Origin of the sequence: Micromonospora sp. NPDC005087 (genome assembly GCF_042872965.1) — a bacterium.
Lineage (GTDB): Bacteria > Actinomycetota > Actinomycetes > Mycobacteriales > Micromonosporaceae > Micromonospora.
Map to the genome: position 1 here is coordinate 54056 of NZ_JBIALB010000020.1, position 26431 is coordinate 80486.

Below are 26431 nucleotides of genomic sequence, written 5' to 3' on the forward strand. Positions count from 1 at the left end.
GGAAACATGCGCTACGCCCGAAGAGCCATCACGATCCTCACACTGGCCGCGCTCGCGGTCACCACGGGATGCAGCGTCGAGAAGGACGGCGGCGACGGTGGCACCGACGCCTCCTCCCAGTGCGGCAGCGGCAAGGAGTTCCTGATCGGCATGTCGCAGGCCAACAACGCCGAGCCGTACCGGCAGGTCATGAACGACGACGTGACCACCGCGGCGAAGGCCGTGCCCGGGTTCCGTGTCGTCGTCTCGGACGCGGCCCAGGACAACAGCAAGCAGGTCGCCGACGTGGAGAACTTCCTCTCCCAGCAGATCAACCTGCTGATCATCTCGCCGAACGAGGCGAAGCCGCTCACCGGCGTGGTGAAGAAGGCGTACGACCAGGGCATCCCGGTCATCGTGCTCGACCGCAAGGTCGAGGGTGACGCGTACACCGCGTTCATCGGCGGCGACAACGTGGCGATCGGCAAGGCGGCGGGCGAGTACTACGCCAAGACGCTGCTGCCGCAGGGCGGCAAGGTCGTCGAGATCTCCGGCCTGCCCGGCTCCACCCCGGCCGCCGAGCGCGCCCAGGGCTTCCGAGACGGCATCGCGAGCAACCCGAAGATCGAGATCGTTGCCACCCAGACCGCTGAGTGGCTGCGGGAGAAGGGGCAGAGCGTGATGGACGCGATGCTCAAGGCCCAGCCGGACATCGACGCGGTGTACGCGCACAACGACCCGATGGCGGAGGGCGCCTACCTGGCGGCGAAGGCCGCCGGCAAGGAGACCGCGATCAAGTTCACCGGGATCGACGCGTTGCCGGTCCCGTCCGGCGGCATCAAGGCGGTCGAGCAGGGTCGCCTGCAGGCGACGTTCCAGTACGCGACCGGCGGACGCGAAGCGATCGACCTGGCCAAGAAGATCCTGGTCGACTGCACGAAGGACGTGCCGAAGTCGACGACCCTCGGCACGATGCAGATCACCAAGGACAACGCTGTGCAGGCCTACACCGAGCTCGGCGGCAAGCAGTAACAGTTCCGCGGCTGCGGGCCCGCCGCGATGGCTGGGCGGGCCCGCACCACCGAACGACCGGCGAATCAGCCACCGGAAGCCGTCACCGCAAACCCGCATCGAGCCCTGGAGGAAAGCGATGTCCCGCCTACCGTCCCGCGTTGGCCGGCTGTCCGTGCTGCTAGCGGCCGCCCTGAGCCTGATCGCGACACCGGTTCCGGCTTGGGCGGCCGACCCGCCTGCGATCGACAACCAGCCGTACGAGAACCGGTCCACCATGGTCGGCGCCGGTGACTTCGTGCCCGTCTACGACCCCAGCGTCGGCGAGAACGAGCGCTGGTACTACAACGACCACACCATGGTGCGCGACCGCCGTACCGGCGAGTGGCACATCTTCGCGATCACCCACGCTGAGCCCGCCAACCCGCTCGACGAGCGGTTCTTCGGCCACGCCACGGCACCGTCTCCGCGCGGGCCCTGGACGAAGCAGCCGTTCGCGCTGGAGGCCGACCCCGCGGCCGGCGAGAGCCACATCTGGGCGCCGTACGTCCTGTTCCACGGCGGCACGTACTACATGTACTACGCGGGCGGCACCGCGGACCACACGGCCTACCGGATGCAGCTGGCCACGTCGAAGGATCTCAAGACCTGGACCCGCCACCCGGCGAACCCCCTGTTCACCGACGGCTTCGACGGCCGGGACCCGATGGTCACCCGCGTGGGCAGCCAGTGGGTGATGTACTACACCGCCAACAGCACGCCGGCCGGCGGTCACCACATCGTCGCCTACCGCACCAGCAGGGACCTGGTGCACTGGGGCGCCCGGCAGACGGCCTTCGAACACCCGGCCACCGGCACCTTCGGCGGCCCGACCGAATCGCCGTTCGTGGTGCGTCACGGCGGATCGTGGTACCTCTTCGTGTGCTGCGAGAGCGGATACCAGGACACCCGCGTCTACCGCAGCGCCGACCCCTTCCACTTCAGCGTCGACCAGTTGGCGGGGCAGATCAACGCGCACGCCGCCGAGGTGGTCAAGGACGACTCCGGCACGGGCGACTGGTATGTCACCGGTGCCGGCTGGGGCCAGGGCGGACTCTGGCTGGCACCGCTGCACTGGCGTACGCCGGTGGTGACGAAGGGCCGCGTCGTCACCACTCCCTACTACCGCGCCGTCGTGCAGACAGCACCTCAGGCCCGGCTGGTCTCCTATGACGCCGACCCCGCCGGACGTGGCGAGTACCGACCGGTCACGGACTCGTCGTCGCGCTCCACGGCGCCCTACCTCGCGGTCGGAGCCTTCGGGCCGACAGACGTGGCGGGCGCCGCCAGGGACGTGACCGTCTCCGCCGACGGCACCGACCTGAGCCTCAACGGCATCCCCTTCGGAGACGAACCGGTGACCGCCGACTGGCGGTTCCGGTTCGATGCGGCCACCACGGACCTCAGCCTCGTCTGGCACGTGGCCGGCCCGACCACCGCGCCGGTCTGGGAAGCCGCCTGGAACCTGGACTCGGCCCTGCCGCGGCTCGGCGACCCCGGCCAGCAGGACAGGGACGGCGACGCCGCGGGTTTCACCAGTTGGACACTTGCCACCGACGACACGACCACGTTGGTGGCCGCCTACCGTGCCGGCTCGGCCTGGAACGAGGACAACCGGTGGTTCCACCGGCCCAGCGGATCCATCGCATGGCAACCGCTGTGGCAGCCCGGCGGACGGTCGTTGCCCCTCGGTGACCTTCCCGGGGGAACCTGGCGGCTCGGGGTGAGCGGGACCGCCGCGGACACGTCATTCGCCGAGGCGCTGGCGGCAGGCCTCAACGGCTCGAGGTAGCGGCCCGGTCGTCCGGAGACCAGCCGTGCTGGCGGCTGGTCTCCGGGTCCGATCACTTGTCGAACCGGATCTCGACGCGTCGATTGCTGGCCCGGCCCTTCGGGTTGTCCTTGCCGTCCACGGTGTTCGGCGCGACGGGTCGGGTCTCCCCGAAGCCCTTGACCTCGTAGGTGATCTGGCTGCCGGCGAGTCCCACGGCCAACTCGTCCCGGACCGCCTCGGCTCGTCGACGGGACAACGTCAGGTTCTGCGCGTCGTGACCCACCGAATCAGTGTGTCCGAAAATCTGGACCTTGCCGGCGGCCTGGGTACGCAGCCGTCTCGATATCTCGGCCAGCCGGGTACGGGCGGCCGGGGACAGATCGGCCTTGCCGAAGGCGAAGAGGACGTCCGCCGCCAGGGTCAGCTCGATACGCCCCCCGGACTCGGCCTCCAGGCTGTTGCCGTCGAGGTCCTCGGTGCGCAGATAGATGTCCTCCATCGGCGCCCGGATGTCGATGATCGGCGCGTTCACCTGCTCGCCGGGCCCAAGCGTTGGTCCGGGCACGGCGGCGGTCCCCGACGACGGCGTCGACGTCGGCGCAGACCAGGCGACGGCCGGTTCACTGACCAGCAGCAGAGCCAGCGCGGTCGCGGTCGCGGCCAGCGCTGTCCGTGGGCTAAGCGAGCGGGACATTCTCGAAGACCGGGACTCGGGGGATGACGACGTCGACGGCGGTGACGTCGTCCGGTGGGGCTCCGAACATGGCGTACAGGTCCACCGACTGACCGGCCTCGACGAATACCGATGAGAGACCCGACGAGGCGAGGTACTTCACCTGGCCGGGCTTCGCGTCCGGGTCACCGCTCCGCGCGACCAGGTGCCGCTTGCGGTTCTTCCGGTCGATCATTGTCACGCCGGAGAACGCCAAGGAGATGGTCTCACCTTGAAAGGCGCTGCCAATCTGCCAGCGGTCCGGGCTGTCCGTGGTGTCCGTGCGCGTCATCCGGACATTGAGGTTGACGAACCCGCTGTCGCGTCGCAACTGGTACAGCTCCACCTTCACCGGGAAGAGTTTGCCGCTGTCGCTGATCTGCATGTCCCGGCTCGCGATCGGGGAGCCCAGTTCCTCGGGCTTACCCGGCGCGGCACCGATGGTGTCCTTCGAGTCCTTCGTGGCATCTGAGCCATCGGTCCTGTCGATGCTGCTGCATCCGGCGAGGACCAGGGCCACCGCTATCGCAAGCGAACCGGCGGCCATTGTGTTGCGCAAACGCACGGATTTCCTCCCCGTAGGCTGACCGACTGCCAGTGACTCCGACGACCGTTTGATCGTGGAGGAGCCCCTGCGTCCGTGCCGGGCCGCGACCGGCCCCTGGGAGACGGTAGTAGACGGCACCGGATCGGCAAATGCTTATGCGATGGCCCGGGAGGGTGGAGCGTTGCGGGCATGCGGGGCCGCGACGGCCACCGCCCGCTCCGTCGAGGCAGCCTGCGAGGGGCGCCCGCGGCCGATCAACGGTGGCCGCCGCAGGTCACGCGACACGGCGTGCGTGGCACGCCGCCGCCGTGTCGCGTGACGCCGGTGGTCAGTCGGTCGGGTATTCCGCCAGTGCCTCGACGACCGCCGCTCGGGCGTCGAGCAGCGCCTGGTAGGCGGCCGGTCCGGGGGTGGCCGCGGGTTCGACACCGGCCAGCGCGGCCACCCGCGCCGGGTGGTCCTGGCCGCCGCGTTCGGCTAGCTGGTCGAGCAGGGCGAAGTCATCCTGACCGTCGCGGAACAGCTCCCACCGGATGCTCGACACCGGTCCGTCCTTGCCCGGGTAGACGAGGTACTCGTCGCCCTGCCGGTAGCGGTAGGACCCGTCGGTGTACGGGTCCTGCGGCCACGAGTTGTACGCCCAACGCAGGTAGCCGTCGAGGTTGCGTTGTGCGCTGAGCCAGGACAGCACGCGTGCGCCGAGGGGTGCGGCCGGGGTCACTGTGTTCGGGTAGGCCGGGTTGGACCAGGTGTAGAAGGTGGTCTTCTTGCCCTCCGCCCGGCGCCGGTCGATCATCTCCTGCGACCAGTGGTCAACGTCGGAGTAGTTGAGCGACAGGTCCTGCGCGAATGCGTCGGTGCTCGCGGAACCGGCGATCGCAATCTGGTCGACGAAGACCGGTGCGACCTCCCGGACCAGGTCGATGGCCACCTGCATCTCGCTCGCGGGCCGCTCGTCGAAGGCGAGGTAGGTCCGGTCCAGCCAGCCCCGGTCCCGTACGTGGTCCTCGAACGCGACGAGGAACGCCGACCAGGCGTCCTTCCACTCCGCGCCGCCCAGTGAGACCTCCTGGTCCACCCGCTGACCGGTCCGGGTGTCGGTGTAGACGACGTGCTGGTAGCCGCGGAACATCAGCAGCCCGAAGGCGTGGATGTACGGGCCGATGCCGGCCCGCATCCCCTCCTCGACCAGACGGTCCCAGTTGGCGAAGTCGAAGGACCACTGCTCGCCGTCGTGGAACCAGTCGACGGCCGAGTGGTACGGCACGTAGGTCTGCGACCGCCACTGGCCGTCCGGCCACAGCACCGGCCACGGGTCCTCGGCTATTGCCGAGTTGATGACGCGTTGGCCGCGTGAGGCCAGGTCCTCCAGGTACGGCCGGATGGCCTTGAAGTGCTGGTCGGACCACAGTTCGAGGCCGGCCTGGTCGGCGATGGTGTCTGGCTGGAACCAAAGATTCAGGTGGAAGTCCCGCCCGGCGACCGGCGGCAGGGTCACGTCGGCGATCTTCACCGTGAGGTCGTACTCGATCGGCTTGACCCTGTGGGCGGTCACGGTGATCCGGCTGCGATAGGTGCCCGGGCGGGCGTCCGGTGGTACGGCGAGGGTGAACCAGACCGGCTGCGCCTGGCCGGCGGGCACGTCCACCCGGTCGACCTCGCGCAGCGGGTCGGCGATCATCCCGCCTCGGTCGTCGGGGATGTAGGCGGGATAGCGGACCTGGATCGCCTTCGAGATCGCGCCGCCCTTGCCGGTCGGCTTCAACGGACCAACCTGCACCCGGAGTTTTTCGAGGTCCTGGGCGCTGGCCACGGCGAGTTGGGCCGACGCTTGTCCGCCCCGGACGGTCGCCAAGGACAGTTGCCGGGCGTTGCCGGTGGGCAGCGACTCCGGGGCGACCTGCGGGACGCGCTCGAACGACGAGGACGCAAAGTCGCCGGTCGGCACCCAGGTCCTGAGGGCGTCCGCGGGCGGCTGCGCGCCGGCCGGAGTGGGTGCGGCGACGGATCCGACCAGGAGCGCGACGGCTGCGAGCCCGACGCTGAAACGGCGTGATCGGACCACTGTGGTCGGTGGATGGGTGATGTTCGACGGTGCGGGAGGAGGCATGTGATCAACTCCTGTGAGCGATATTGCCGGCATCCGACGGATAGCGATCAGTATTGATCAGCGTCCGCCGCGAGGCAAGAAGGGGGTGCGCGATAGCGACGGCTTTTTGTTAATATCGAGCACGAAACTCCATGCCGGAGCACCGGCGCCAGACCCCCGACGAGGAGTCGCGATGACCGAGCGGGCAACGTGATCCTCGCCGTTGCGCCGAATCCGGCGCTCGATGTGACCTATGGGCTGGGGAAACTGCACCGGGGCCGGGTGCAGCGGGTGCGGACCGTCAGCGAACGCCCCGGTGGCAAGGCCGTCAACGTCGGCCGGGTGCTTCACGAACTGGGGGAGCGGGTCCTCGTCACCGGCATGTCCGGCGGTCCGGGGGGCGCGGCCCTGCGGGCCGCTCTCGACCGGGCCGGCGTGCCGGCCGACCTGCTCGACGTACTGCCGGACGTCCGGCGCACGCTGGTCGTACACGAGACCAACGGAGTGACGACGTCGCTGTGGGAGCCTGGCTATTCGCCGATGGACCCGCCGGCCGCCGCCAACGCCCTGACCCGGCACGTGAGCGAACTCCTGGCTGGTGCCGACGCGCTGGTCGTCTCCGGCAGCCTGCCGCCCGGCGTGGACCCGGGGCTTCCGGCCCGCCTGGTCGACGCGGCGGTGGCCGCCGGAGTGCCGGCCGTCGTGGACGTCAGCGGCCCGGCCCTGCGGGCGGCGGCGACTGCTGGCGGGGCGGTGCTGATGCCGAACGCGGACGAGATGGCCGAGTTGGTCGGTCACCGGCCCTCGACGCCGGCCGAGGCCGTACGGGCGGCCCGCCGGCTGCTGCCCCCCGCCGGCCGGGTCGCCGCCGTCGTGCTGACCCTGGGCGCCGACGGGATGGCCGTGGTACGACCGGATCGGGCCATGCTGGCCGCGCCACCGGAGCGGATCGAGGGGAACGCGACCGGCGCCGGGGACGCGGCCTGTGCGGCCGTCGCCCGGCAACTCGCGGCCGCCGGGTCGCTGGACGCCGTCGACTGGCACGGCCTGCTCGTCGACGCGGTGGCGCTGTCGGCGGCAGCGGTGCTGCGTCCGGTCGCCGGTGAGGTGGACGTCCGTGCCTACCGGCGCTGGCGTGATCAGGTGAGAGTGGAGGAAGTATGACTCTGGCTTCGATGGCGGAACTCGTCATCCCGGCAGCGCGGGACCGCCGGGCCGTCGGGGCGTTCAACGTCATCCAGCTTGAGCATGCCGAGGGCATCGTGGCCGGCGCCGAGAGCGCGGTACGCCCGGTGGTGCTGCAGCTATCGGAGAATACGGCCCGCTACCACGGCAGCCTGGCGCCGCTGGCGCTGGCCTGCCTCCGGATCGCGGCGGAAGCGTCCGTGCCGGTCTGCGTACACCTGGATCACGCCACCCGGCGTGAGCTTGTCGAGCAGGCGGTCGAACTCGGGGTGCCCTCGGTGATGGTCGACGCGTCCGGGCACTCGTACGAGAAGAACGTCGCCCTGACCGCGGAGCTCGCCGCCTGGTGTCGTTCGCGGGGGGTCTGGGTCGAGGCCGAACTCGGTGCGATCGGCGGCAAGGACGGTGCGCACAAGCCCGGCGTACGGACCGATCCGGACGACGCGGCCGCCTTCGTCGCCGCCACCGGTGTCGACGCGCTCGCGGTCGCGGTCGGCTCCTCGCACGCGATGCTGAGCCGTGACGCGGTCCTCGACGACGAACTGATCGCCGCGATCGCGGCGAAGGTGCCGGTGCCACTGGTCCTGCATGGCTCGTCCGGGGTCTCCGAGGCGGGCCTGCGGTCGGCAGTCGCGCACGGAATGTCGAAGATCAACATTGCGACCCATCTCAACGCGGTCCTCACCGGTGCGGTCCGGCGTGCGCTCGCCGCCGACGAGAACCTGGTCGACCCGCGCAGGTACCTCGGTCCGGGTAGGGATGCGGTGGCCGCGCAGGTCGCCCACCTGGTCACCCTGCTCGCCCCGTGACGGCGCGGGCGGGCCTCAGGCCAGCAGCACGTTGACGCCGGCGGCGCGCAGGTCGGCCACGACCTTCGCGTCCGCGCCGTCGTCGGTCACCAGGGTGTCCACCGCGTTGACGTCGCAGATCCGGGCGAAGGAGTGCCGGCCCAGCTTCTCTGAGCCGGCCACGACGACGACCCGACGGGACCGGCGGACCATCGTCGCATCAATGCCGGCCTCGCCCTCGTCGTGACAGGACGTGCCGCCGTCGGGGGAGAACGCGTCGACCCCGAGGATCAGCACGTCGAGCCACAGCTCGTTCAGAACCATCGTGGCCAGCGGCCCGGTCAGCTCGTACGACTGGGGCAGTGCCACACCGCCGAGGATGACGGTCCGGACGTGGCGTCGCAGCACCATCTCCGTGGCGATGTTGAGTGCGTTCGTCACCACCGTCACGGCCGGCCGCTGAACGGCCTGGGCGAGGTCGACCCGCGCGGCGAGACGTCGGGCCGTCGCGGACGTGGTGGTGCCACCGTTGAACGCGACGACGTCGCCCAGTTCGACGAGCTCGCAGGCGATCGCGGCGATGCGCTCCTTGGCGCCGTTGTCGCCCCGGCCCCGGTAGCGGACCGGCAGGTCGTACGAGACGGACGTGGCCACGACGCCGCCGTGCGTCCGAGCCGCCAACTGCTGCTCCGCCAGGGTGGTGAAGTCCCGACGGACCGTCGCCTCGGAGACCTGCAGGGCGCTGGCCGCCTCGGCGACGGACAGCCTGCCGCGCGCGCCCAGGATGTCGAGCAGCGCCTGCAGGCGCTGGGCACGGTCGCGGCCGTCCGCCCGGTCGGCGGCGGCCTCGACCGTGCTCACTTGATGGCCCCCGCCGTGAGACCTGCCACCAGGCGCTTTTCAACCAATGCGAAGAGAACGATCACGGGCACGATGCCGACGATAGAGACTCCGAAGACGTATTGCCACGCCGAGTCGTACTGACCGACGAATTTCGTGATGGCGACGGTCAGCGGCTGGTTCTCCGCCGTGGTCAAGATGACGAGGCTGGCCGCGAACTCGTTCCAGCACGCGACGAAGGTGAAGATGATGGCGGTGACGATGCCCGGCCAGACCACGGGCAGGGTTACCCGCCGCAGCGTCTGCAGTTTGCTGGCACCGTCGATCATTGCCGCCTCGTCTATCTCCTTGGGCACCCCGGCGAAGAAGCTGTGCATGATCCACACCGCGAAGCTGAGGTTGAACGCGCCGTTGACGAGGATCATAGCGAGCCAGGTGTCGTCGATACCGATCGCGAGGAACTGCCGGAACAGTCCCGCCGCGAGTACGGTCGGCTGGAGCATCTGGGTCACCAGGACCAGGAGCAGGAACGCCAGCCGCCCGGGAAAGCGGTGCTTGGCCGTGTAATAGGCGGCGGGCATGGCCACCACCAGGACCAGCAGTGTCCCGCAGGCAGAGATGATTATCGTGGAGACGAGGTTGTAGGCGAGCGGCGTCTCCGGCGTGGACCACATCGACGTGTAGTTCGAGGGCACCCATTCGGTCGGCAGGTAGGTGGCCGGAATGCGCACGATCTCCGAGTGCCGCTTGAACGAGCCGATCACCATCACCAGGTAGGGCGCCAGGAAGAACAACGCCACCACCGCGCCGGCCAATGCCATCAACCACCGGCGACCGCCGCGTGGATGCCCGCCGCGGCTCCGGGTACGACCGTTGTGTCCGCTGGCGCGCACCGACTTCGTGACGCGCTCATCGCCCTGAGATCTGGTTGCCGTCGTCGCCAAGGCTCACTCGTCCCTCATCGGCCGGACAACCCGGAGGTAGATACCGATGACCGCGAGGACGATGACGAAGTTCACGACGCTCAGTGCGCTAGCCGTCTCGACCTGGCGGTCCTGCTGGATGTATTTGAAAATCAACGTGGTGGTGGTGTCCGCGTCGTACCCGGGAATGCTGCCGGTCAGTGTGCGGAGAATGGGCAGCGAGTTGAAGACGTTGATGATGTTGATCAGCACGGCGACGGCGATCGCTGGCCGCAGGACCGGGAAGATCACGCTCCAGTAGGTCCGCACCGGGCCGGCGCCGTCCACCGCGGCGGCTTCCAGCACCTCGCGCGGCACCATCTGCAGCCCGGCGAGGATCGTGTACGTGGTGAACGGCAGCGAGACGAACACCGCCACTCCCATGGCCACCAAAAAGGCCGGCACCGGCTGTCGGGTGAAGCCGAACCCGGTATCCAAGATCCCGAGGTCGACCAGGAACTGGTTCATGACCCCGTAGAAGGGATCGAGTCCGTAGTAGAAGACGGTGGCCGTCATCACGACACTCGCCGCCCACGGGACGATGACCGCGAGTCGAACCAGTCGGCGACCAGGGAAGGCCTTGTCCAGGAATTGCGCGAGCGCCATGGAGACGAGCACGGTCACCACGACGACGCCGACCACCCAGATCGCGGTGTTGAGCAGCACCCTGCCCAACGCGGGGGAGTCGAACAGCGTCACATAGTTGTCGAACCCGGCCGAGCCGCGGTCCACCCCGACCGGCGACACGTCCCGGGTCGAGGTCCAGACCAGATAGCCGGCCGGGAACAGGACGACGGTGACGATCAGGGTCAGCGCCGGCATCAGCCATGGAAGTGCCGCCACCAGGTCTCGGCGTGCCTGACGACGCGTCGAGATCGCGGGTGCCGGCACTTCCATGAGTTGGTTGGTCGTCATTTGTCAGCCGCGCAGGCTCTAGCCGTTGGCCTTGGCCTGGATTTCATCCAGCACCGCCCCGGGGTTCTTGCCCTGCCCGATCTGCCCCATCAGGCTCTGCATCGCGCCCTGGGTCGCCGCCCACTGCGGGTTCGTGCTGGGGTAGAACCGGGCGCTCGGCAGGACCTCGAGGAAGCTCGCGATCTCCGTCTTGCCCGCCAGCGCCACTGCGCCGGACCTGGTGGTGGGCAGGAACCCCTCGGTGTCGACGAACTTCGTGTAGACCGGTGCGCTGAACACGTAGTCCAGGAAGGTCTTGAGCGCCTCCTGCTTGTCACCCTTGTTCTTGAACGCCATCAGGTGGTCGGCGACCCCGAGGGTCATCGGCTGGCCGTCCTTGGTGGCGATCGGAGCGCTCGCGTACTTGAGGCTCGGGTTCTTCTCGGCGATCTGGCCGACGGTGGGCGGGAGCGCCACCACCATGCCAATCTTGCCCTGGATGAACACGTCCAGCATGGGGGTCCGGTCGGACGCCCCGGGGTCGGGCTGGGTGGCCTTTTCGTCGATCATCCGCTTCATGAACGTGACGGCTTCGAGGGTCGCGGGGGTGTTGACCGCGATGGCCGACCCGTTGGTCCACGATCCGCCGTTGCCGAAGGTCCAGATCGAGGTTTCCGCCTGGGCCTCCTCGCTGCCCAGCGGCATGCCGTAGCCGTAGACGCCGTCGCCGAGACCGGCCACCTTCTTCGCCGCGTCGAGCAGCTGGTCCCACGTCTTCGGCGGCGCTGCGACGCCGGCACGCTCGAACAGTTCGGTGTTGTAGAACATGGTGCGGGCCGAGGCGATCAGTGGGAGGCCGTACATCGTGCCGTCGATCGAGGCGTTGTCCGCAAAGGACTTCTGGAAGTCCGCCAGCGTGCTCGCCGAGACCACCTCGTCGGCGGAGTACAACAGGTCGTCCGCCGCGAAGCCCGAGAAGGCGTCGATGTTCAGGATGTCCGGTGCCGCGTTCGACTGGACCTTGGTACGGACAACATCGTTGATGTTGTCCCAGGACTGGATCTCCAGTTCCACGTTGATGTCCGAGTGGGCCGCCTCGAAGTCGGCGATGATGCCCTCCCAGAGCGCCTTGGTGCCGTCGCTGTAGCTGGGCACAAGGAATGACAGCGTGCGTGCGTCCGCACTCTGCCCGTCGTCGCCGCCGAATCCGCAACCTGTCAGCGTCAAGCCGGCAACCGCTACGGCCGCCCACGAACGCGCGAATCTCTTCATTTCCGCCTCCACCGGCGCAGGGGACATCGCCAAAGTCGTGATCGGAATCCTGGCTGGCTGTGATCGTTCGTGACTGGTTCCCGTCGGAACCTTCCACGATCACGCCGCTGTTGGTGGGATTCTGCGTCGCTTTCCTGAGTGGCGTCAAGGTCTTTCCCTGTAACTGCTGCTCAGGCCGTGACCGACTTCCGGCGCCTCAGTGCATGTTACTGACCGGTTCCACGACCTTCTTGACAGATTCGATCAGGTCGCTCCATTCTGGAGGCGCTCCAGACCCGCTCGCATGAACCATGAGGACGAGGCACCGATGAGTGAAGGAACCTTCCTGGCGGCCGAGATCGAGACCCAGCCGGATGACTGGCTCCGTGTGCTGGACGTTCTGCCCTCGGTGGCGATGGACCTTCCGCAGCCTGGCGAGCGAGTCGCGGTGCTCGGATGTGGAACCTCGCTGTTCATCGCCCAGGCCTACGCGGCCCTACGGGAGAGCGCCGGCGAGGGCAGCACCGACGCGTGGCCGGCCAGTGAACACCAGCTGGGCCGTGGCTATGACCGGGTTCTCTGTATTACCCGCTCGGGCACCACGACCGAGGTGCTCGACGTCCTCAAGCAGTGCCGGCATCGCGTGCCCACCACCGTCATCACCGCCGACGCAACATCGCCGGCGGTGAGCCTGGCCCGTCCGGTCGTGCTCAGCGACGTCGACGAGCGTTCGGTCGTACAGACCCGCTTCGCGACGACCACCCTCGCGCTGTTGCGGGCGGCCCTCGGTCACGACCTGCGTCGGGTCGCCGAACAGGCACGGCAGGTTCTCGAGCGCGGCGCCGACGCGACGAGCCCGGCCGCGACGGCCGATCAGATCACCTTCCTCGGACGCGGCTGGACGGTCGGGCTCGCGCACGAGGCGGCCCTGAAGCTACGCGAGACGACTCAACTGTGGACCGAGTCCTACCCCGCGATGGAGTACCGGCACGGTCCGCTCAGCATCACCGCGCCCGGCAGGGTCGTCTGGGCGTTCGGAGAGGTTCCCGTCGGCTTGGCGGACCAGGTCCGGGCGACCGGCGGTCACTTCGAGTGGTCCGAGATGGATCCGCTCGCCGACCTGGTCCGCGTCCAACAGTTGTGCCTGCTGCGAGCCGGGGCAGCAGGGCTCGACCCCGACCAGCCGCGCAACCTGTCCCGGTCGGTCATCCTCGACGGCTGACCGCTCGACACTCGGGGCCAATGTGCCCGGAGGTAGCCGGGCCGGGTGGTCCGACGCTGACTGATCGCCGCGTCGACCAGCACGGCTAAGCAATTGTGCCCGCGTGACACGTCACATTCCCGCAGAGGAGCTGATCCACGTGAGTCCCAACGAAGCCAGCCCGAACGAGTCCACCGCGGCAGCCGGGTCCCACCCGTCGCGTCGTAACGTCCTGAAGGGCGTGGGCGCGCTTGGCGCCGCGGCCGGACTTGGCGGCGCCCTACTTCCAGGGACGGCGGCCGGTGCGGCGCCCGCCGCCGAACCTGCCCGGATCAAGGGCAAAGAGAAGTCCATGGTCAACGTCCCCTTCGAGGGCTTCGACGAGGTGCGTGTCGGCATCATCGGCCTTGGCAACCGCGGCGGAGACCAGGCCATGCGGTGGGCCGCCGTCTCCACGATCACCGCGGTCTGCGACATCCGGCCCGACCACGTCGCGGAGACCATCAGCCGAGTCATGGCTCAGGGCTTCCAGGACAAGGAGCCGGTCGGCTACTCCAACGGCGAGGAGGACTTCGAGCGGCTCGTCCGTCGTGACGACATCGACCTGATCTACGTCGCCACGCCGTGGGAGTGGCACCACCCGATGGCCAAGGCGGCCATGGAGCACGGCAAGCACGTCGCCATCGAGCTGCCCATCGCGCCGCACCTGGACGACATCTGGGACCTGGTCCGCACCTCCGAGCGCACCGGCAAGCACTGCATGCTGCTGGAGAACGTGAACTACTTCCGCCCCGAGATGCAGATGTTCAACATGGCCAAGGCGGGGCTTTTCGGCGAGTTGCAGCACGCCTCCGGTGGCTACGTCCACGACCTGCGCTGGCCGTACACCTTTGGGGGCGCCTACTACCCGGAGCACTGGCGGCGGCGCTGGCAGACCCGGATGAACGCCGCCCACTACCCGATGCACGGGCTCGGGCCGGTCTCGGCCTCCCTGGACATCAACCGAGGCGATCGCTTCGACGAACTCGTCGCGGTCGCCTCGCGGCCCAAGGCGCTGGCCCTGTTCCGCGAGGAGGACCCGCGGGTTGGCGCGGACCACCCGGCCTGGGACGACGATCCCTACATCTCCGGGGACCGCAAGCAGGTCTTCATCAAGACCGTCAACGACCGGTTCATCCGGGTCGAGCACGACGTGAACTCGCCCCACCCGTACAGCCGGGAGACCACGCTCACGGGGACCCGGGGTTCACTGGAACTGGACAACGCCCGGATCTACCTGGAGTCGCTCGGCCACACGAACCACGCGTGGCGGACCGGCAGTGCCTTCAGCACGATCATGAACCAGCACGACCATTGGATCTGGCCGGCCCTGGAGAACCTGGCCAGCCAGTACGGTGGGCACGGTGGCGGCGACTTCATCTCCATCTTCCGGATGGTCCAGTTGATGCGCCTGGGCATGACCCCCGACATCGACGTCTACGACTCGGCGGCGTGGTGTTCGGTGATCCCGCTCAGCCACGAGTCGCTGAAGGGCAAGGGCTTCAAGTCGGTCAAGGTGCCCGACTTCACCCGGGGCCACTGGCAGCAGGCACGCCCCACGTTCGACCGGCCGCGGCCGGAGGACCCGTGGCTGGACGGTGACGGTCGGCCGCGCCGGTAGGCATGGGCGCGGGCTGAGCTGACGCTACGCGGGGTCGGGCACGGACGTCCGTGCCCGACCCCGATGAGCGCGGCGAGCGGACCAGCAGGCTCGGTGCGAGCGGGGCGAGGGGAAGCGGTGAGTGAAGGCGCGGTGGTCATCGCCCTGGACGTGGGCGGCACGGGCATCAAGGCCGCGCTGGTCCGGGCGGATGGGACCAGCCAGCACACCGAACGGCACGCCACCGGCGCTGACCGGGGTCCGTCGGCGGTCGTGGAGACCGTCCTGTCCGTCGCCGGAGGGCTGGCTGACAAGGCCCGCGCCGACGGGTTGACTCCGGTGGCGGTGGGCATCGCGGTGCCCGGGGTGATCGACGAGGTCGCCGGCGTGGCGGTCTGGTCGGCCAACGTCGGCTTCCGGGACGTACCGTTGCGGGACCTGGCGGTCGCGCGGCTCGGGCTGCCCGTGGCGCTCGGGCACGACGTGCGGGTGGGCGGCGTGGCGGAGGCCCGGCTCGGCGCCGGGCGGGGTAGTAGGCACGTGCTCTTCGTCGCGATCGGCACCGGCATCGCCGCTGCGCACGTGGTTGGAGGGTCGGCCTACGCGGGCGCGCACGGCGCCGCCGGCGAACTGGGTCACATCGTGGTACGCCCCGGTGGGCCGCGCTGCGGCTGCGGCCAGCTCGGCTGTCTGGAGGCGGTCGCTTCGGCGGCCGCGGTCGGCCGGCGTTACGTGGAGCTGACCGGTACGCCCGCCACCGCGGCCGACGTCTCCGCGCGGGCCGCCGCGGGGGAGGAACTCGCCGGGCAGGTGTGGCGCGACACGGTCGACGCGCTCGCCGACGGGCTCCGCACCGGACAGGCTCTCTACGACGCGGAGGTGATGGTGATCGGCGGCGGCCTCGCCGAGGCCGGAGCCGGGTTGATCGACCCGCTCCGGGCGGCGCTGCGCGCGCGGCTCACGTTTCACCGGGAGCCGCGGCTGGCGCGGGCCGCACTCGGCGACGAGGCCGGCAGCCTCGGCGCCGCCCTACTCGCGCTCGACCGCATGGAGGGTGGCGTGCGAGCGCCGTATTGACCGGTGTCATCGCGACCGACGGCACCATCCGTATCATCGCGGCATGGTGCTGGACCCGGAGCCACGGATCAGCCGGCGGGCGGTGCTCCTGGCCGCCGGCGGGCTGCTCGTCGGTTGCTCCCCACAGCCCGAGGTCGACACGGTCCACCTGCGACTGGCCACCGGGCCGGCGGGGGCGGTGTACCGGCGCATCGGCGGTGCGCTGGCCGAACACATCTCCGAGCAGGTGCCGGGTGCCACGGTGACCACCGTGCCGAGCGGGGCGTCCACCGACAACATCCGGATGCTGCGGGCCGGCGCGGCGCACCTCGGGCTGACCAGTCTGGATGCGGTGATCACGACCGACGGCAGCGCGCCCGAGGGGCTCTCGGCGGTGTGCCGGCTCTACGACAGTCATCTGCATCTCGTGGTCATGGCCGGTTCGGCGATCGAGGAGTTCCGGGACCTTGAGGGCAAACGTCTGTCCCTCGGTGCCCGCGATTCGGGCACGGAGTTCACCTCGCTGCGGGTTCTGGAGCTCGGCCCGATCAACGCCGACGTTCGGTACCTCAGCCAGGCCGAATCGGCGGCGGCGCTGCGCGACGGCAGGATCGACGCGATGTTCTCCCTGACCGGCGTCCCGACACCCGCCATCACGGAGCTGGCTCAGCGGCACCCGATCCGGCTGATCCCGTTGGACGCACAGGCGGACGCGCTCTTCACGGCGTACCCGGGTCCCTACGCTCCCGCCACGATCCACGCGACCGCCTACGCCGGCGTCCCGGCCACCCGCACCGTCGCCGTGCCGAACGTGCTGCTCGCGCGCAACGACCTGCCCGACGACCTGGTCTACGCCATCACCGACACGATCTTCACGCACACCGGCACGATCACCTCCGCCAGCCGTGGCGACGCCGCGGCCGTTCCCGAAGCGTGGCAGATCAACGTACGCACCGGGATCTCCACCGCATCGGTTCCGCTCCATCCGGGCGCGGTGGCCTGGTTCCGCGACCGCAAGCGCTGACCAGAGACAGCGGCAGGTTGGCGAAGAGACCGGGTCCTCAGACCGGCGACGGCGCCGGGGCGCCGGCCGACGACGCCACCTGCGGAACGACCGGCAACGCGACCACTGCGGCGAACCCGTGCCCGGACCCGTCCGGACGCGGCAGGCCCTCCTCCAGCCGCAGCTCGCCCCCGGCCGCCCCGACCAGGTCGGCGCAGATCGCCAGTCCCAGGCCGGTACCGGACACGTTCTGGTGCCGCGGCGACCGCCAGAACCGTCGTAGCGCCTGCGCCTGCTCGGACACGTCGATCCCCTGCCCGTCGTCGCGGACCGAGATGGTGACCACCCCTGCGGCCGCGGAGCCGTTGCGGTTTCCGGCGCCCGCTCCACCGGGAACAACGCGGGCGCTCACCTCCACCGCCCGCGCGCCCGAAAGCCGCAACGCGTTGCTGATCAGCTCGTCCAGGATGCTGCCCAGTCCGCCCGGCGGCTCCAGCAGCCGCAGCCCCGGCGGCACGTCGACCGCCAGTGTCTGCCCCGCCGTCGCCGTCAACGCCCGCCACCGGACCACCCGGGTCGCCAGCACCTCGTCAAGATCCACCGGCGACGCCGTCCGCATGCTCTCCATCCGCGCACTGGCCTGCAGCGAGTTCAACATCCGCTGCATCGCCTTCAGCTCGTCGACGGCGACGTCGTACACCTGCCGTCCGTTGCCCTCCGGCCGCAGGTGCGGCGCGAGGCTCTCCACCGCGAGCCGGAGGCTGGTCAACGGGTTGCGCAACTGGTGCGACGCGTCGGACACGAAGGCCCGCTGCCGCTGCGCGGCGTTCTCGACGGCGTCCATCATGGTGTTGAACGACTCCGCCAGCCGCCGCAGCTCGATCGGGCCGGCTTCGGCGTCGGCGCGGATCGTCAGGTCGCCCTCGGAGATCCGCGAGGTCGCCGCGTCCAGCTTCCGCACCGGCCGCAGCACCCATGCCGACACCGGCCAGGCGACGGCCGCCAACGCGATCAACGGCAGCAGCCCCAGCCCGGCGAGCCGGGCCCAGCGTACGAGGATGGCTTCGCGCGTCCTCGACAGGTCGGAGATCGTCACGACGGCGCCGACCACCTCACTGTCCCGGCCCACCGGCTCGGCCACAACGAGTGCCGAATCGTCCCACGGCGCCCATTCCCAGGACGGTTCGGAGCGCGCCCCGGCCAGCGCCGCGGTCACGATCCGGGGCAACGTCGGCTCGGCGCGTGCCGCCTCCTGGTACGCGCCGGCCGGTCCGAGCAACACCTCGCCGGACGTGTCGACCAGCGCGACCGGGATGCCGTAGAGCTCGTGGTAACGCGTCAGCTCCTGCTGGAGCGCCTCGGTCCGCCCGGTCGACAGCGCGGTCTCGGCCAGCGAGGCGAACCGGCCGACGTCGTTGAGCCGGTTGACGTACGTCTCCTGCATCTCCCGCTCGGCCACGGTGACGCTGAGCGGCACCCCGAGCGCCGCGACGAGCAGCACCGCAAGGGGAACGAGGACGACGAGCAGGCGGCGGTGCACGGCGTGTCAGCCGATCAGCTCCGGCTGGTCGGCCAGGAGCCGATAGCCGACGCCGTGGATCGTGCGGATGACCACGTCCGGCCCCAGCTTGTGCCGTATCGCCGCGATGTGGGTGTCCAGGGTGCGACTCGACGACTCCCAGGTCGCGCCCCAGATCTGGTCGAGGATGACGTCGCGGCTGACCACGTTGGGCGCCCGCCGGGCCAGCAGCAGGAGCAGCTCGAACTCCTTGCGGGTCAACGGCACGGGCGTGCCGTCGACGGTGACCTCGCGGGTGCCCACGCCGATCCGCATCGGGCCGAGCAGGAGCGGCTCGTCCGACTGGCTCAGGGCGCGAGCCGCCCGGGTGCGCCGCAGGACGGCGTCGATCCGGGCGAGCAGCTCCGGGATGCCGAAGGGCTTGACGATGTAGTCGTCAGCGCCGGCGCGCAGGCCACGGACCCGCTCGTGCTCCTCGGACCGTGCGGTGACCGCGATGACCGCGGTCTGCGGGTGGTCACGCAGCTTCCGGATCACGTCGAGTCCGTCGCCGTCGGGCAGACCCAGGTCGACGAGCACCACGTCGGACGGCGCGGCGCGCACGGCCTCCGCGGCGGTGGCGATGCGGTGGACCTCGAAGCCCGCCTGGGTCAGGACGGTCACCAGACCCAGCGCCACGCGGTCGTCATCCTCGATGACGGTTATCCGCATACCAGCGGATTGTACGGCCCGGGTCGACCCTCGTGTCAGCCCTCAAGTTCTTGGGATTCCTCTGACACCATCCGCGTCCCGGCCAGTCGAGACTGAGGTCCACTCGCTCACTGAGACATGCGCATGCGCTGATGAGGAGGCCGCTGTGCGAGAGACCAGCAGGTACCGGGCCACCGCGCGGATGGTCGCCGCGATCGGCGTCGTCTCGCTCGTCGCCGCCTGTTCCGGCAACGGAGGCGCCAACGGCGGAGGCGACGCCGCAGGCTACCCGGACCAGAACATCACGATCGTCGTGCCGTTCAGCGCGGGGGGCCCGACAGACACCGTCACCCGCATGATCGCCGAGCCGATGGCCGCCAAGCTCGGCGCCAAGATCGTCGTCCAGAACGTCGAGGGCGCCGGCGGCACGGTCGGCGCCGGCGACGTCGCGCGGGCCGATCCGGACGGCTACACGGTGCTCATGCATCACATCGGTATGTCGACGGCGCCAGCCCTGTACAAGAACCTGGGCTACAAGCCGCTCGAGGACTTCGAGATGGTCGGACTCGTCACCGAGGTGCCGATGACAGTCGTCGCCCGCAAGGACTTCGCACCCGCGACACTCCAGGACCTCGTGACCCACGTGAAGGCGAACGCCAACAAGGTCACCCTGGCCAACGCTGGCATCGGCGCCGCATCCCACCTGTGCGGCCTGCTGTTCCAGACCGCCACCGGTGTCAAGCTCCAGGAGGTCCCGTACCAGGGCACCGGCCCCGCGCTGACCGACCTCGTCGGCGGCCAGGTCGACTTCATGTGCGACCAGACGACCAACACCAGCGGCCAGATCGCCGCAGGGAAGGTGAAGGCGTACGCGGTCACCACGCCGGAGCGGGTGAAGAGCCTTCCCGACCTGCCCACCACGGCCGAGGCCGGGCTGCCCCAGCTTCAGGTCAGCGTGTGGCACGGTCTCTACGTCCCGGCCGGCACGCCGCAGGAGGTCGTCCAGAAGCTGTCCGAGGCGCTGAAGGTGGCACTGGCCGACCAGGGGGTCATCGACCAGATGGCCAAGCTCGGCACCGCGCCGGTCCCGGCCCAGGACGCGACCCCGCAGGCGCACCGGGCCAAGCTCGAGGAGCAGCTCGGCACGTGGGCGAAGATCATCGCTGACGCCGGGGTCAAGGTCTCCTGAGGTGGAACGCCGTCGGTCGTTCCCGGACGTCCTCGCCGGGGGACTCTTCGTCCTGATCGGTGGCGCATTCGTGTGGGGGGCGCTCGGCTACGAGCTGGGCGCCCCACTGCGGATGGGCCCCGGCGCCTTCCCGCTGCTGGTCGGCGCGACCGTGGCCGCCCTGGGCCTGGCGATCATCATCAAGGGACTCATCGCCGGTGAGGGGATCTCGTTCGGACCGGTCCCATGGCGTGCGGTCGCCGCCATCGTGCTCGCGGTCCTGTTCTTCGGACTCACCGTCCGGCGCCTCGGATTCGTGCCGACGTCGGCGGTGACCGCCCTGCTCACCACGCTGGCCAGCGCACGCGTACGGCTACTCACGGCCGTGGCCGTGGCCGCCGGTCTGACCGCGGCCAGCACGCTCATCTTCGTCGTCGGACTTCAGCTGCGGATCCCGCTATGGGGCCCGTGGCTGGAGCTCTGACGCGGCATCCGGACTGAGGCATGGAACTTCTCGACAACCTCGCGCTGGGCTTCTCGACCGCCTTCCTGGTCCAGAACGTCCTCTACTGCTTCGTGGGAGTGCTGCTCGGGACCGCGGTCGGCGTGCTGCCCGGCATCGGGCCAACGGCGACGGTGGCGATGCTGCTGCCGATCACGTTCAGCTTCGAGCCGGTGACGGCGCTGATCATGCTGGCCGGCATCTACTACGGCGCGCAGTACGGCGGCTCGACGACCGCCATCCTGATCAACCTGCCCGGCGAGTCCTCGGCGGCGGTCACCGCGCTGGACGGGTACGAGATGGCCCGGCAGGGCCGGGCCGGTCCGGCCCTGGCCGCCGCCGCGGTCGGGTCCTTCATCGCGGGCACGGTGGCCACCGTCGCGCTGGCCGTCGCGGCCCCACCGCTGGCCAGCGTCGCGTTGAAGTTCGGCCCGGCCGACTACTTCTCGCTCGTGCTGCTCGGCCTGATCGTGTCAATAACGCTGGCGCGTGGATCGGCGCTCAAGGCACTGGCGATGATCGCGCTCGGCGTGCTGCTCGGCACGGTCGGCCAGGACATCTACACCGGCACGCCCCGGTTCGTGTTCGACCAGCGCGAGCTGTACGGCGGCATCAACTTCGTGTCGGTCGCCGTCGGCATGTTCGGGGTGGCCGAAATTCTGCGCAACCTGGAGAACGAGGAGACCCGCACGGCGATCGTCGGCAAGGTGCGGAACCTCTGGCCGACCCGTGAGGACCGCCGCCGGATCGTCGGCCCGATCGCGCGCGGTACCGGTCTCGGCGCCGCGCTCGGCGTCCTGCCCGGCGGTGGCCACGTGCTGGCCTCGTTCACCTCGTACGCCGTCGAGAAGCGGATCTCGAAGCGGCCGCAGGAGTTCGGGCGCGGCGCGATCGAGGGAGTCGCCGGCCCCGAGTCGGCGAACAACGCCGCCGCGCAGACGTCGTTCATTCCACTGCTCACCCTGGGTCTGCCCGCCCACCCGGTGATGGCGCTGATGGTCGGCGCGTTCATCGTCCACGGCATCACCCCCGGCCCGAACGTCATCACCAACGAGCCGGCGCTGTTCTGGGGCCTGATCGCGTCGATGTGGATCGGAAACGTGCTGCTCGTGCTGCTGAACCTGCCGCTGATCGGCATCTGGGTGCGCCTGCTGCGCATCCCGTACCAGGTGCTGTTCCCGATGATCATCCTGTTCGCCGCGATCGGCACCTACTCGCTGAGCTTCAACGCGTACGACGTCTACGCGATCGCGTTCTTCGGGATCCTGGGCTACATCCTGATCAAGTGCGGCTGCGAGCCGGCGCCGCTGCTGCTCGGCTTCGTCCTCGGCCCCCTGCTCGAGGAGCACCTGCGCAGGGCGCTCATCATCTCCCGCGGCGACGCGTCGGTCTTCCTGACCCGGCCGATCTCCGCAGTGTTCCTGGCCCTGGCCGTGGCAGCGCTCGTCGTCGCCGTCCTCCCGATGATTCGCAGGCGCCGCGAGATCGTGTTCGCCGACGAGGAGCAGGAGGCCGGATGGTGATCCCGGCGGGGCGCTCGGCGCGACCGGTCAGCGCCTCACGGGCAGGGCGTTCGCGCGCAGACGTCGATGACCTTGCCGGTGAGCAGGAACACCGCCTTCTGTTTCTGGGCTCCGGCCTGGGCGCGCGGGAACTCGTGCGGATCGTCGCCGTACTCCGGCCCGGCCGGGGCGAGGTTCGTCGTCGGCGGCGCGTACGCCGCGCCGCTGTTCCAGATCACGATCGCCGAGCCGGTGTACGGATACGCCCGGATCGGTGTGATGCCCCAGTACGGCTTCACGTCGAGTGACCAGCCGTCGGCGAGGGCAGGGGTGTGCAGGCGGGCGCCGATGGTGCGCGCCTGGACCTCGGCCGCGGCGGGGGAGACCTGGTGGTCGCCGAAGGCCACCTGCATCAGCACCCGGTGCGCCGGGGTGCGCGGCAACGGCTTGTCGGTCATGTGCTGGGCGTACCCGTTGGCTTCGGACCGGTCCCAGAGCATCTGCAGCAGTGCGAAGATCAGCTGCTGGTCGACCTTGTCCGGGTAGTACTGGTCCATGATCGATTGGAAGGGGGCGAAGTCCACGCTGCGCTGCAGCAGCGTGGAGTAGTTCATCGCCGGCACGCCGAGCACGGACCGGGTCCAGTCCTGGGCGATGGCGGTGAGTGCGCCGCCGTTGATGCCACCCTGACTGTTGCCGTCGTAGTGCAGCCCGCCGGCCACGTCGATGAGCGGATGCCCGCCGGCGTCCTGGAACGCCGGGTCGGCCGCGAACCCGTCCGGGTGGATCATCGCCCGGCCCAGGAAGAGGAAGTTCAGGAAGCTCTGCTGCAACCGGTCCGCCACCGCGGGGAAGGCGCTGAGGTCGGTGAAGGCGCCGGCAACGTACGGGACGTCAGCGGCGGCCATGCCGATCCAACTTGTCGCGCAGAAGCTGAAGTCGTACGTCGCCGACATGGTCTTGACGTTGCCGGCGTTGACCTCGGTCGGGCTGCCCAGCAGGCCGTGGCCGTAGAGCGACAGGTGTGCCGGATCGGCGGCGGAGGCGCTGCGCGGGATGTCGCAGACGAAGTCCGCCCGCAGCGTCGCGCCGGACGGCGTGGGCAGGGAGTACCTCGTCGGTGCTGACCCGTCGCCGTCCGCCGGCCCGTAGTGCAGCCGTGACCCGGGTCCGCCGCTGCCGTTCAGATAGGACGGTACGCCGATGGTGCCGGTCACCTGCCGGGCGATCCGCGCATCCTGCGCGGGCGGGTAGTCGGTCACCTGGGTGACGGTGATCGACGGCGCCGCCGCGCCCAGGGTGGCGAAGGCGTTGTCGCGGATCGCCAGCATCCGCCCGGTCAGGCCCTGCCGGCTCGCCACCGTGAAGTCCCACGCCAGGTGGAGGCTGTGCCGCTTGACACCGACCCTGGTCAGGTCGGCGAGGACCCGCTTGATCTGCGGGGCGCGGCGGTCCCGGGGGCCGAGGCCGACGCCGGTGACGTACTTCCGGAATGCGGCCGGCGTAGGGATGAGCTTCCCGTTCCGGTCGCGCATGCCACGCAGGCCCACCACGTACCGGGTGCCCTCAGCCAGCGCCACCGCCGGCCGGATGATGAGCAGCTGCCGGTCGGGCGCGCCGGCGGCGTGCGCGTCCAGCTCCGCCCAGTACGGAGTGCGCTTGCCGGTGGCCGTGTTGAGCAGCACGATCGGCGCGTCCGGCGCCAGCGAGCGGCCGATGTCGGTGACCGGGGCGATCCCCGTGGCCGCGGCGTCCAGGCCGGGCACGCGCACCAGGATCGGCGAGCCGGGGCTGAACCCGTCCTGTCGGTTCCATTCGGCCGGGTCGATCGGGGTGCCGTGCACGTTGGCGGGCATCGAGGAGGCCGCGAGTTGCACCCGCTTGCCGGTGCGGCTGGCTCGATCCGTCACGGTGAAGAAGTCGTTCGGGAACGGCAGCAGGCACGCGGTCGGGTCGATCGGGTCGCAGCCACCGTGCGTGGCCGGGTGCGACGACACCGCGGGTGGCGCGGCGGGGGCTGCCGTGCCGAGCAGCACGGCTCCGGCGGTCACCAGCACGGACACGGCGAGACGGAGCCGTACGGGGGTGGTCACACGCATCTCCTTCGATGGTGGCCGGAGTGGACGGACCCTACGCCGCACGAGGGATCGCGGCAAGAGCGGCGCCCTCGCGTTCGCCGGCCGGTTGATCCCGGACGATAACCTCGCCCACATCACCATCACCGACACCTCGCTGAAGGTCTCCTGGACCTGGACCATCCGCCCCGGGCAGGCAAGCGCGAAGCGCTGGAAGGAGTTGGGCATCCCGCCGGTCGTGTGGCACTGGCTGCCCCCGTCAGGCGGCCCGGCGAGGGTGACGTATCCCGAGTCGCCCGCGTTCCGGCGGCCGATCCTGCTGATGGCGTTGGCGCGGGACGTCACGGTGCGGGTACGCCGGGACCGGCCGTCGTTCACCGCGTTCCGCGTCGAGCGGCCCCGGTCACCGTTCTCCGCGGTGACCACGTCACCCGGGCCTTCCTGCCAGTGCCACCCGTCGCATCACCAGCGCACGCCCACGTCCGACCTGCGCCACCAGGTCCTCGATCCCGACACCGTGCTGTGCGACCTCACGCCCCAGGTCACGGTCTTTCGCAACCAGGACCCGCGGGCGGCTCCCTCGTTCGGTGATCCGCAGTCGATCCTCGCGGCGATGGGAACTCCGTACGTGCTCGTCTCGGGGGCCGAGACGCCGGTTCCGGTGGAGGCGGACAACCTGGGCAGGGTCGCGGACACGATGGCGGTGAGCCTCGGCTACGTCTGGAAACGGGTGCTGCCGCCCGGACTGCTGATCGTGCCGCAGCCCACCGGGGTGGTGATCCAGCACTGGGAGGGCCACTTCCAGGTACAGGTCACGATCAAGGACCCGGACAAGCCCGCGGCGTACGCCTACTCGGCCCGCTGCCAGGGCTCGGTCAGTCTGATCGTCATCCAGCACGACGAGAACGTCACCGTGACCGTCCAACCCGGGCCGAAGGCCGTCGCCCGTGCGACGTTTGTCTATTCCCGCAAGGTCGCCCACGAAGATGTTCCGCGCCAGGGCGCGAGCCTGGACTTCGACGCGAAGACGCACCACCGCCACGAGTTGCCCGACAGGACGAGCGTCTCGTCCATGGTCCAGATGATGATCGAGGTGCCGCTCAGCTTCGTCCCCATCATCGGAGACCTCTACGAGCTCGGACAGCTCGCGTTCATGACGGCAACCGGGCGGGACTTCTGGGGCAATCGCGTCACCTCCAACGAGATCATCGTGTACGGGACTCTGGCGGCGGTGTCGGTTGGCGCGACGGCCTACGTCCGTATGGGCAGGAGTTCGGCGCGGCTCAGCGAGGAACTCGCCCGCATCGAAGCGCTGACGGCTGATCTGCGCCGGATCGTGGACGATGTCGACGGTGCTGCGCGGTCCGGTGCACTTCTGAAACGCCTCAAGAGCTTGCCGGAGCCACAGCAGGAGAAGCTCGCCAAGATGTTGGAAGCCGCCACCGCGAACCCCCGTGCGGCCTCGACGCTGGCCAAGGGCGTCCAGGACGTGCTGCAGGAGGCGAAGAAGGCCTCGAAGCAGGCCGACGATCTCCTCGACCTCGACGTGCACGCGCTCTTCACCGAGGACATGGCGTCGTTCGCCAACTCGATGCTGCGCTGGGAGTACGACGACTACATCGCCATCGTGGCCCGCCGCGGGAACGACCCGAAGGCACTGTCAAGCCCCGGGTTTGATGGAGAGTTGGTTAGCTGGTTTTCAGGGCTGCGGTGACCGGCTGGGTCATCGCGTGTAGGGCCTCGTGTTCGGCGGGCGGGATGTGCCCGAGCTCGCCGTGCAGGCGGCGGTTGTTGTACCAGTCGATGTACTCGACGGTGGCCATCTCCAGGTCGTCGAGCCCGCGCCACGGACCTCGGTTGCGCACGAGTTCGGCCTTGTAGAGCGAGTTGAACGCCTCGGCCATCGCGTTGTCGTACGAGTCGCCCTTGGAGCCGACCGAGGCGACAGCGCCGGCCTCGGCGAGCCGCTGGCTGTAGCGAATCGCTCGATACTGGACTCCCCTGT

The 26431-nt window shown here is 69.8% G+C and carries 23 protein-coding genes; 12 read left to right on the plus strand and 11 right to left on the minus strand.

Annotated elements, in window-relative coordinates; all coding sequences use genetic code 11:
• Positions 1 to 6 precede the first annotated feature (6 nt).
• Both ACFYPS_RS31085 and ACFYPS_RS31090 read left to right on the plus strand, forming a co-directional pair.
• Complete coding sequence (locus tag ACFYPS_RS31085; protein ID WP_354965812.1) at positions 7 to 1011, plus strand: substrate-binding domain-containing protein; 1005 nt, start codon at positions 7 to 9, stop codon at positions 1009 to 1011.
• A gap of 118 nt (positions 1012 to 1129) precedes the next feature.
• On the plus strand, positions 1130 to 2821 hold the full coding sequence (locus tag ACFYPS_RS31090) for a glycoside hydrolase (RefSeq protein ID WP_387329086.1): 1692 nt from the start codon (positions 1130 to 1132) through the stop codon (positions 2819 to 2821).
• Between the two features lie 52 nt (positions 2822 to 2873).
• Here ACFYPS_RS31090 and ACFYPS_RS31095 read toward each other — a convergent pair whose 3' ends face one another.
• From ACFYPS_RS31095 to ACFYPS_RS31105, 3 genes are all read right to left on the minus strand, one after another.
• Positions 2874 to 3497, minus strand: a complete 624-nt coding sequence (locus ACFYPS_RS31095; RefSeq protein WP_387329089.1) for an OmpA family protein — start codon at positions 3495 to 3497, stop codon at positions 2874 to 2876.
• Positions 3481 to 4080 (minus strand): hypothetical protein, encoded by a 600-nt coding sequence (locus tag ACFYPS_RS31100; protein WP_387329091.1) that lies wholly within the window; start codon positions 4078 to 4080, stop codon positions 3481 to 3483. Before ACFYPS_RS31100 ends, ACFYPS_RS31095 begins: the two co-directional genes overlap by 17 nt.
• Positions 4081 to 4390: 310 nt before the next feature.
• The gene (locus ACFYPS_RS31105) at positions 4391 to 6172 is read right to left on the minus strand and encodes a glycoside hydrolase domain-containing protein (protein WP_387329094.1); all 1782 of its coding nucleotides are present in this window, start codon (positions 6170 to 6172) and stop codon (positions 4391 to 4393) included.
• Positions 6173 to 6361: 189 nt separating this feature from the next.
• Here ACFYPS_RS31105 and ACFYPS_RS31110 point away from each other — a divergent pair, with 189 nt between their 5' ends.
• Positions 6362 to 7315: a hexose kinase gene (locus tag ACFYPS_RS31110; protein ID WP_387329097.1), complete on the plus strand. Its 954-nt coding sequence runs from the start codon at positions 6362 to 6364 to the stop codon at positions 7313 to 7315.
• Positions 7312 to 8145: a ketose-bisphosphate aldolase gene (locus ACFYPS_RS31115; RefSeq protein WP_387329099.1), complete on the plus strand. Its 834-nt coding sequence runs from the start codon at positions 7312 to 7314 to the stop codon at positions 8143 to 8145. Before ACFYPS_RS31110 ends, ACFYPS_RS31115 begins: the two co-directional genes overlap by 4 nt.
• Positions 8146 to 8160: 15 nt before the next feature.
• On the opposite strand, the gene ACFYPS_RS31120 is transcribed toward ACFYPS_RS31115, so the two are convergent.
• The 4 genes from ACFYPS_RS31120 to ACFYPS_RS31135 all read right to left on the minus strand — a co-directional run bounded on the left by ACFYPS_RS31120 (position 8161) and on the right by ACFYPS_RS31135 (position 11975).
• The gene (locus ACFYPS_RS31120; RefSeq protein WP_387329102.1) at positions 8161 to 8985 is read right to left on the minus strand and encodes a DeoR/GlpR family DNA-binding transcription regulator; all 825 of its coding nucleotides are present in this window, start codon (positions 8983 to 8985) and stop codon (positions 8161 to 8163) included.
• Positions 8982 to 9908: a carbohydrate ABC transporter permease gene (locus ACFYPS_RS31125; RefSeq protein ID WP_387329104.1), complete on the minus strand. Its 927-nt coding sequence runs from the start codon at positions 9906 to 9908 to the stop codon at positions 8982 to 8984. The genes ACFYPS_RS31120 and ACFYPS_RS31125 overlap by 4 nt, the downstream gene beginning before the upstream one ends.
• A gap of 3 nt (positions 9909 to 9911) precedes the next feature.
• Positions 9912 to 10769, minus strand: a complete 858-nt coding sequence (locus ACFYPS_RS31130; protein ID WP_387329107.1) for a carbohydrate ABC transporter permease — start codon at positions 10767 to 10769, stop codon at positions 9912 to 9914.
• A 90-nt stretch (positions 10770 to 10859) separates the two neighbouring features.
• Positions 10860 to 11975, minus strand: coding sequence for an extracellular solute-binding protein (locus ACFYPS_RS31135; protein WP_387329110.1), 1116 nt, complete (start codon positions 11973 to 11975; stop codon positions 10860 to 10862).
• 424 nt (positions 11976 to 12399) lie between these two features.
• Between ACFYPS_RS31135 and ACFYPS_RS31140 the strand changes: the two genes are divergently transcribed.
• The 4 genes from ACFYPS_RS31140 to ACFYPS_RS31155 all read left to right on the plus strand — a co-directional run bounded on the left by ACFYPS_RS31140 (position 12400) and on the right by ACFYPS_RS31155 (position 16991).
• The gene (locus ACFYPS_RS31140) at positions 12400 to 13293 is read left to right on the plus strand and encodes an SIS domain-containing protein (protein ID WP_387329113.1); all 894 of its coding nucleotides are present in this window, start codon (positions 12400 to 12402) and stop codon (positions 13291 to 13293) included.
• A 139-nt stretch (positions 13294 to 13432) separates the two neighbouring features.
• A complete protein-coding gene (locus ACFYPS_RS31145) occupies positions 13433 to 14932 on the plus strand; it encodes a Gfo/Idh/MocA family oxidoreductase (RefSeq protein ID WP_354965801.1) in 1500 nt (499 codons plus the stop codon).
• 117 nt (positions 14933 to 15049) lie between these two features.
• Positions 15050 to 15988 (plus strand): ROK family protein, encoded by a 939-nt coding sequence (locus ACFYPS_RS31150; RefSeq protein WP_387329116.1) that lies wholly within the window; start codon positions 15050 to 15052, stop codon positions 15986 to 15988.
• Between the two features lie 43 nt (positions 15989 to 16031).
• A complete protein-coding gene (locus ACFYPS_RS31155; RefSeq protein WP_387329118.1) occupies positions 16032 to 16991 on the plus strand; it encodes a TAXI family TRAP transporter solute-binding subunit in 960 nt (319 codons plus the stop codon).
• A gap of 37 nt (positions 16992 to 17028) precedes the next feature.
• Here the strand turns inward: ACFYPS_RS31155 and ACFYPS_RS31160 are convergent, their stop codons facing one another.
• Together ACFYPS_RS31160 and ACFYPS_RS31165 are read right to left on the minus strand one after the other, a co-directional pair.
• Positions 17029 to 18510: an ATP-binding protein gene (locus ACFYPS_RS31160; RefSeq protein ID WP_387329121.1), complete on the minus strand. Its 1482-nt coding sequence runs from the start codon at positions 18508 to 18510 to the stop codon at positions 17029 to 17031.
• Positions 18511 to 18516: 6 nt separating this feature from the next.
• The gene (locus ACFYPS_RS31165) at positions 18517 to 19200 is read right to left on the minus strand and encodes a response regulator transcription factor (protein ID WP_354965797.1); all 684 of its coding nucleotides are present in this window, start codon (positions 19198 to 19200) and stop codon (positions 18517 to 18519) included.
• Positions 19201 to 19345: 145 nt separating this feature from the next.
• Between ACFYPS_RS31165 and ACFYPS_RS31170 the strand changes: the two genes are divergently transcribed.
• Genes ACFYPS_RS31170 through ACFYPS_RS31180 form a run of 3 tightly spaced genes read left to right on the plus strand, consistent with a single transcriptional unit; the run spans position 19346 to position 22372 of the window.
• Positions 19346 to 20368 carry a tripartite tricarboxylate transporter substrate-binding protein gene (locus ACFYPS_RS31170; protein WP_354965796.1) on the plus strand — a complete coding sequence of 341 codons (1023 nt, stop codon included), beginning with the start codon at positions 19346 to 19348 and terminating at the stop codon, positions 20366 to 20368.
• Position 20369: 1 nt separating this feature from the next.
• A complete protein-coding gene (locus ACFYPS_RS31175) occupies positions 20370 to 20831 on the plus strand; it encodes a tripartite tricarboxylate transporter TctB family protein (RefSeq protein ID WP_387329124.1) in 462 nt (153 codons plus the stop codon).
• Positions 20832 to 20851: 20 nt separating this feature from the next.
• The gene (locus tag ACFYPS_RS31180) at positions 20852 to 22372 is read left to right on the plus strand and encodes a tripartite tricarboxylate transporter permease (protein ID WP_354965794.1); all 1521 of its coding nucleotides are present in this window, start codon (positions 20852 to 20854) and stop codon (positions 22370 to 22372) included.
• Between the two features lie 35 nt (positions 22373 to 22407).
• Here the strand turns inward: ACFYPS_RS31180 and ACFYPS_RS31185 are convergent, their stop codons facing one another.
• Positions 22408 to 24444: a hypothetical protein gene (locus ACFYPS_RS31185; RefSeq protein WP_387329127.1), complete on the minus strand. Its 2037-nt coding sequence runs from the start codon at positions 24442 to 24444 to the stop codon at positions 22408 to 22410.
• A 400-nt stretch (positions 24445 to 24844) separates the two neighbouring features.
• Here ACFYPS_RS31185 and ACFYPS_RS31190 point away from each other — a divergent pair, with 400 nt between their 5' ends.
• Positions 24845 to 26140 (plus strand): hypothetical protein, encoded by a 1296-nt coding sequence (locus ACFYPS_RS31190; RefSeq protein ID WP_387329130.1) that lies wholly within the window; start codon positions 24845 to 24847, stop codon positions 26138 to 26140.
• Here ACFYPS_RS31190 and ACFYPS_RS31195 read toward each other — a convergent pair.
• Positions 26115 to 26431: integrase core domain-containing protein (locus tag ACFYPS_RS31195; protein WP_387329133.1), on the minus strand; the 317-nt coding region annotated here is incomplete at its 5' end. The two genes, ACFYPS_RS31190 and ACFYPS_RS31195, sit on opposite strands and share 26 nt — an antisense overlap.

Coding starts and splice junctions, on each gene's coding strand:
- ACFYPS_RS31165 (WP_354965797.1), bottom strand. CDS start 19,200: ATGCGGATAACCGTCATCGAGGATGACGACCGCGTGGCGCTGGGTCTG.
- ACFYPS_RS31115 (WP_387329099.1), top strand. CDS start 7,312: ATGACTCTGGCTTCGATGGCGGAACTCGTCATCCCGGCAGCGCGGGAC.
- ACFYPS_RS31140 (WP_387329113.1), top strand. CDS start 12,400: ATGAGTGAAGGAACCTTCCTGGCGGCCGAGATCGAGACCCAGCCGGAT.
- ACFYPS_RS31155 (WP_387329118.1), top strand. CDS start 16,032: ATGGTGCTGGACCCGGAGCCACGGATCAGCCGGCGGGCGGTGCTCCTG.
- ACFYPS_RS31095 (WP_387329089.1), bottom strand. CDS start 3,497: ATGTCCCGCTCGCTTAGCCCACGGACAGCGCTGGCCGCGACCGCGACC.
- ACFYPS_RS31085 (WP_354965812.1), top strand. CDS start 7: ATGCGCTACGCCCGAAGAGCCATCACGATCCTCACACTGGCCGCGCTC.
- ACFYPS_RS31090 (WP_387329086.1), top strand. CDS start 1,130: ATGTCCCGCCTACCGTCCCGCGTTGGCCGGCTGTCCGTGCTGCTAGCG.
- ACFYPS_RS31105 (WP_387329094.1), bottom strand. CDS start 6,172: ATGCCTCCTCCCGCACCGTCGAACATCACCCATCCACCGACCACAGTG.
- ACFYPS_RS31180 (WP_354965794.1), top strand. CDS start 20,852: ATGGAACTTCTCGACAACCTCGCGCTGGGCTTCTCGACCGCCTTCCTG.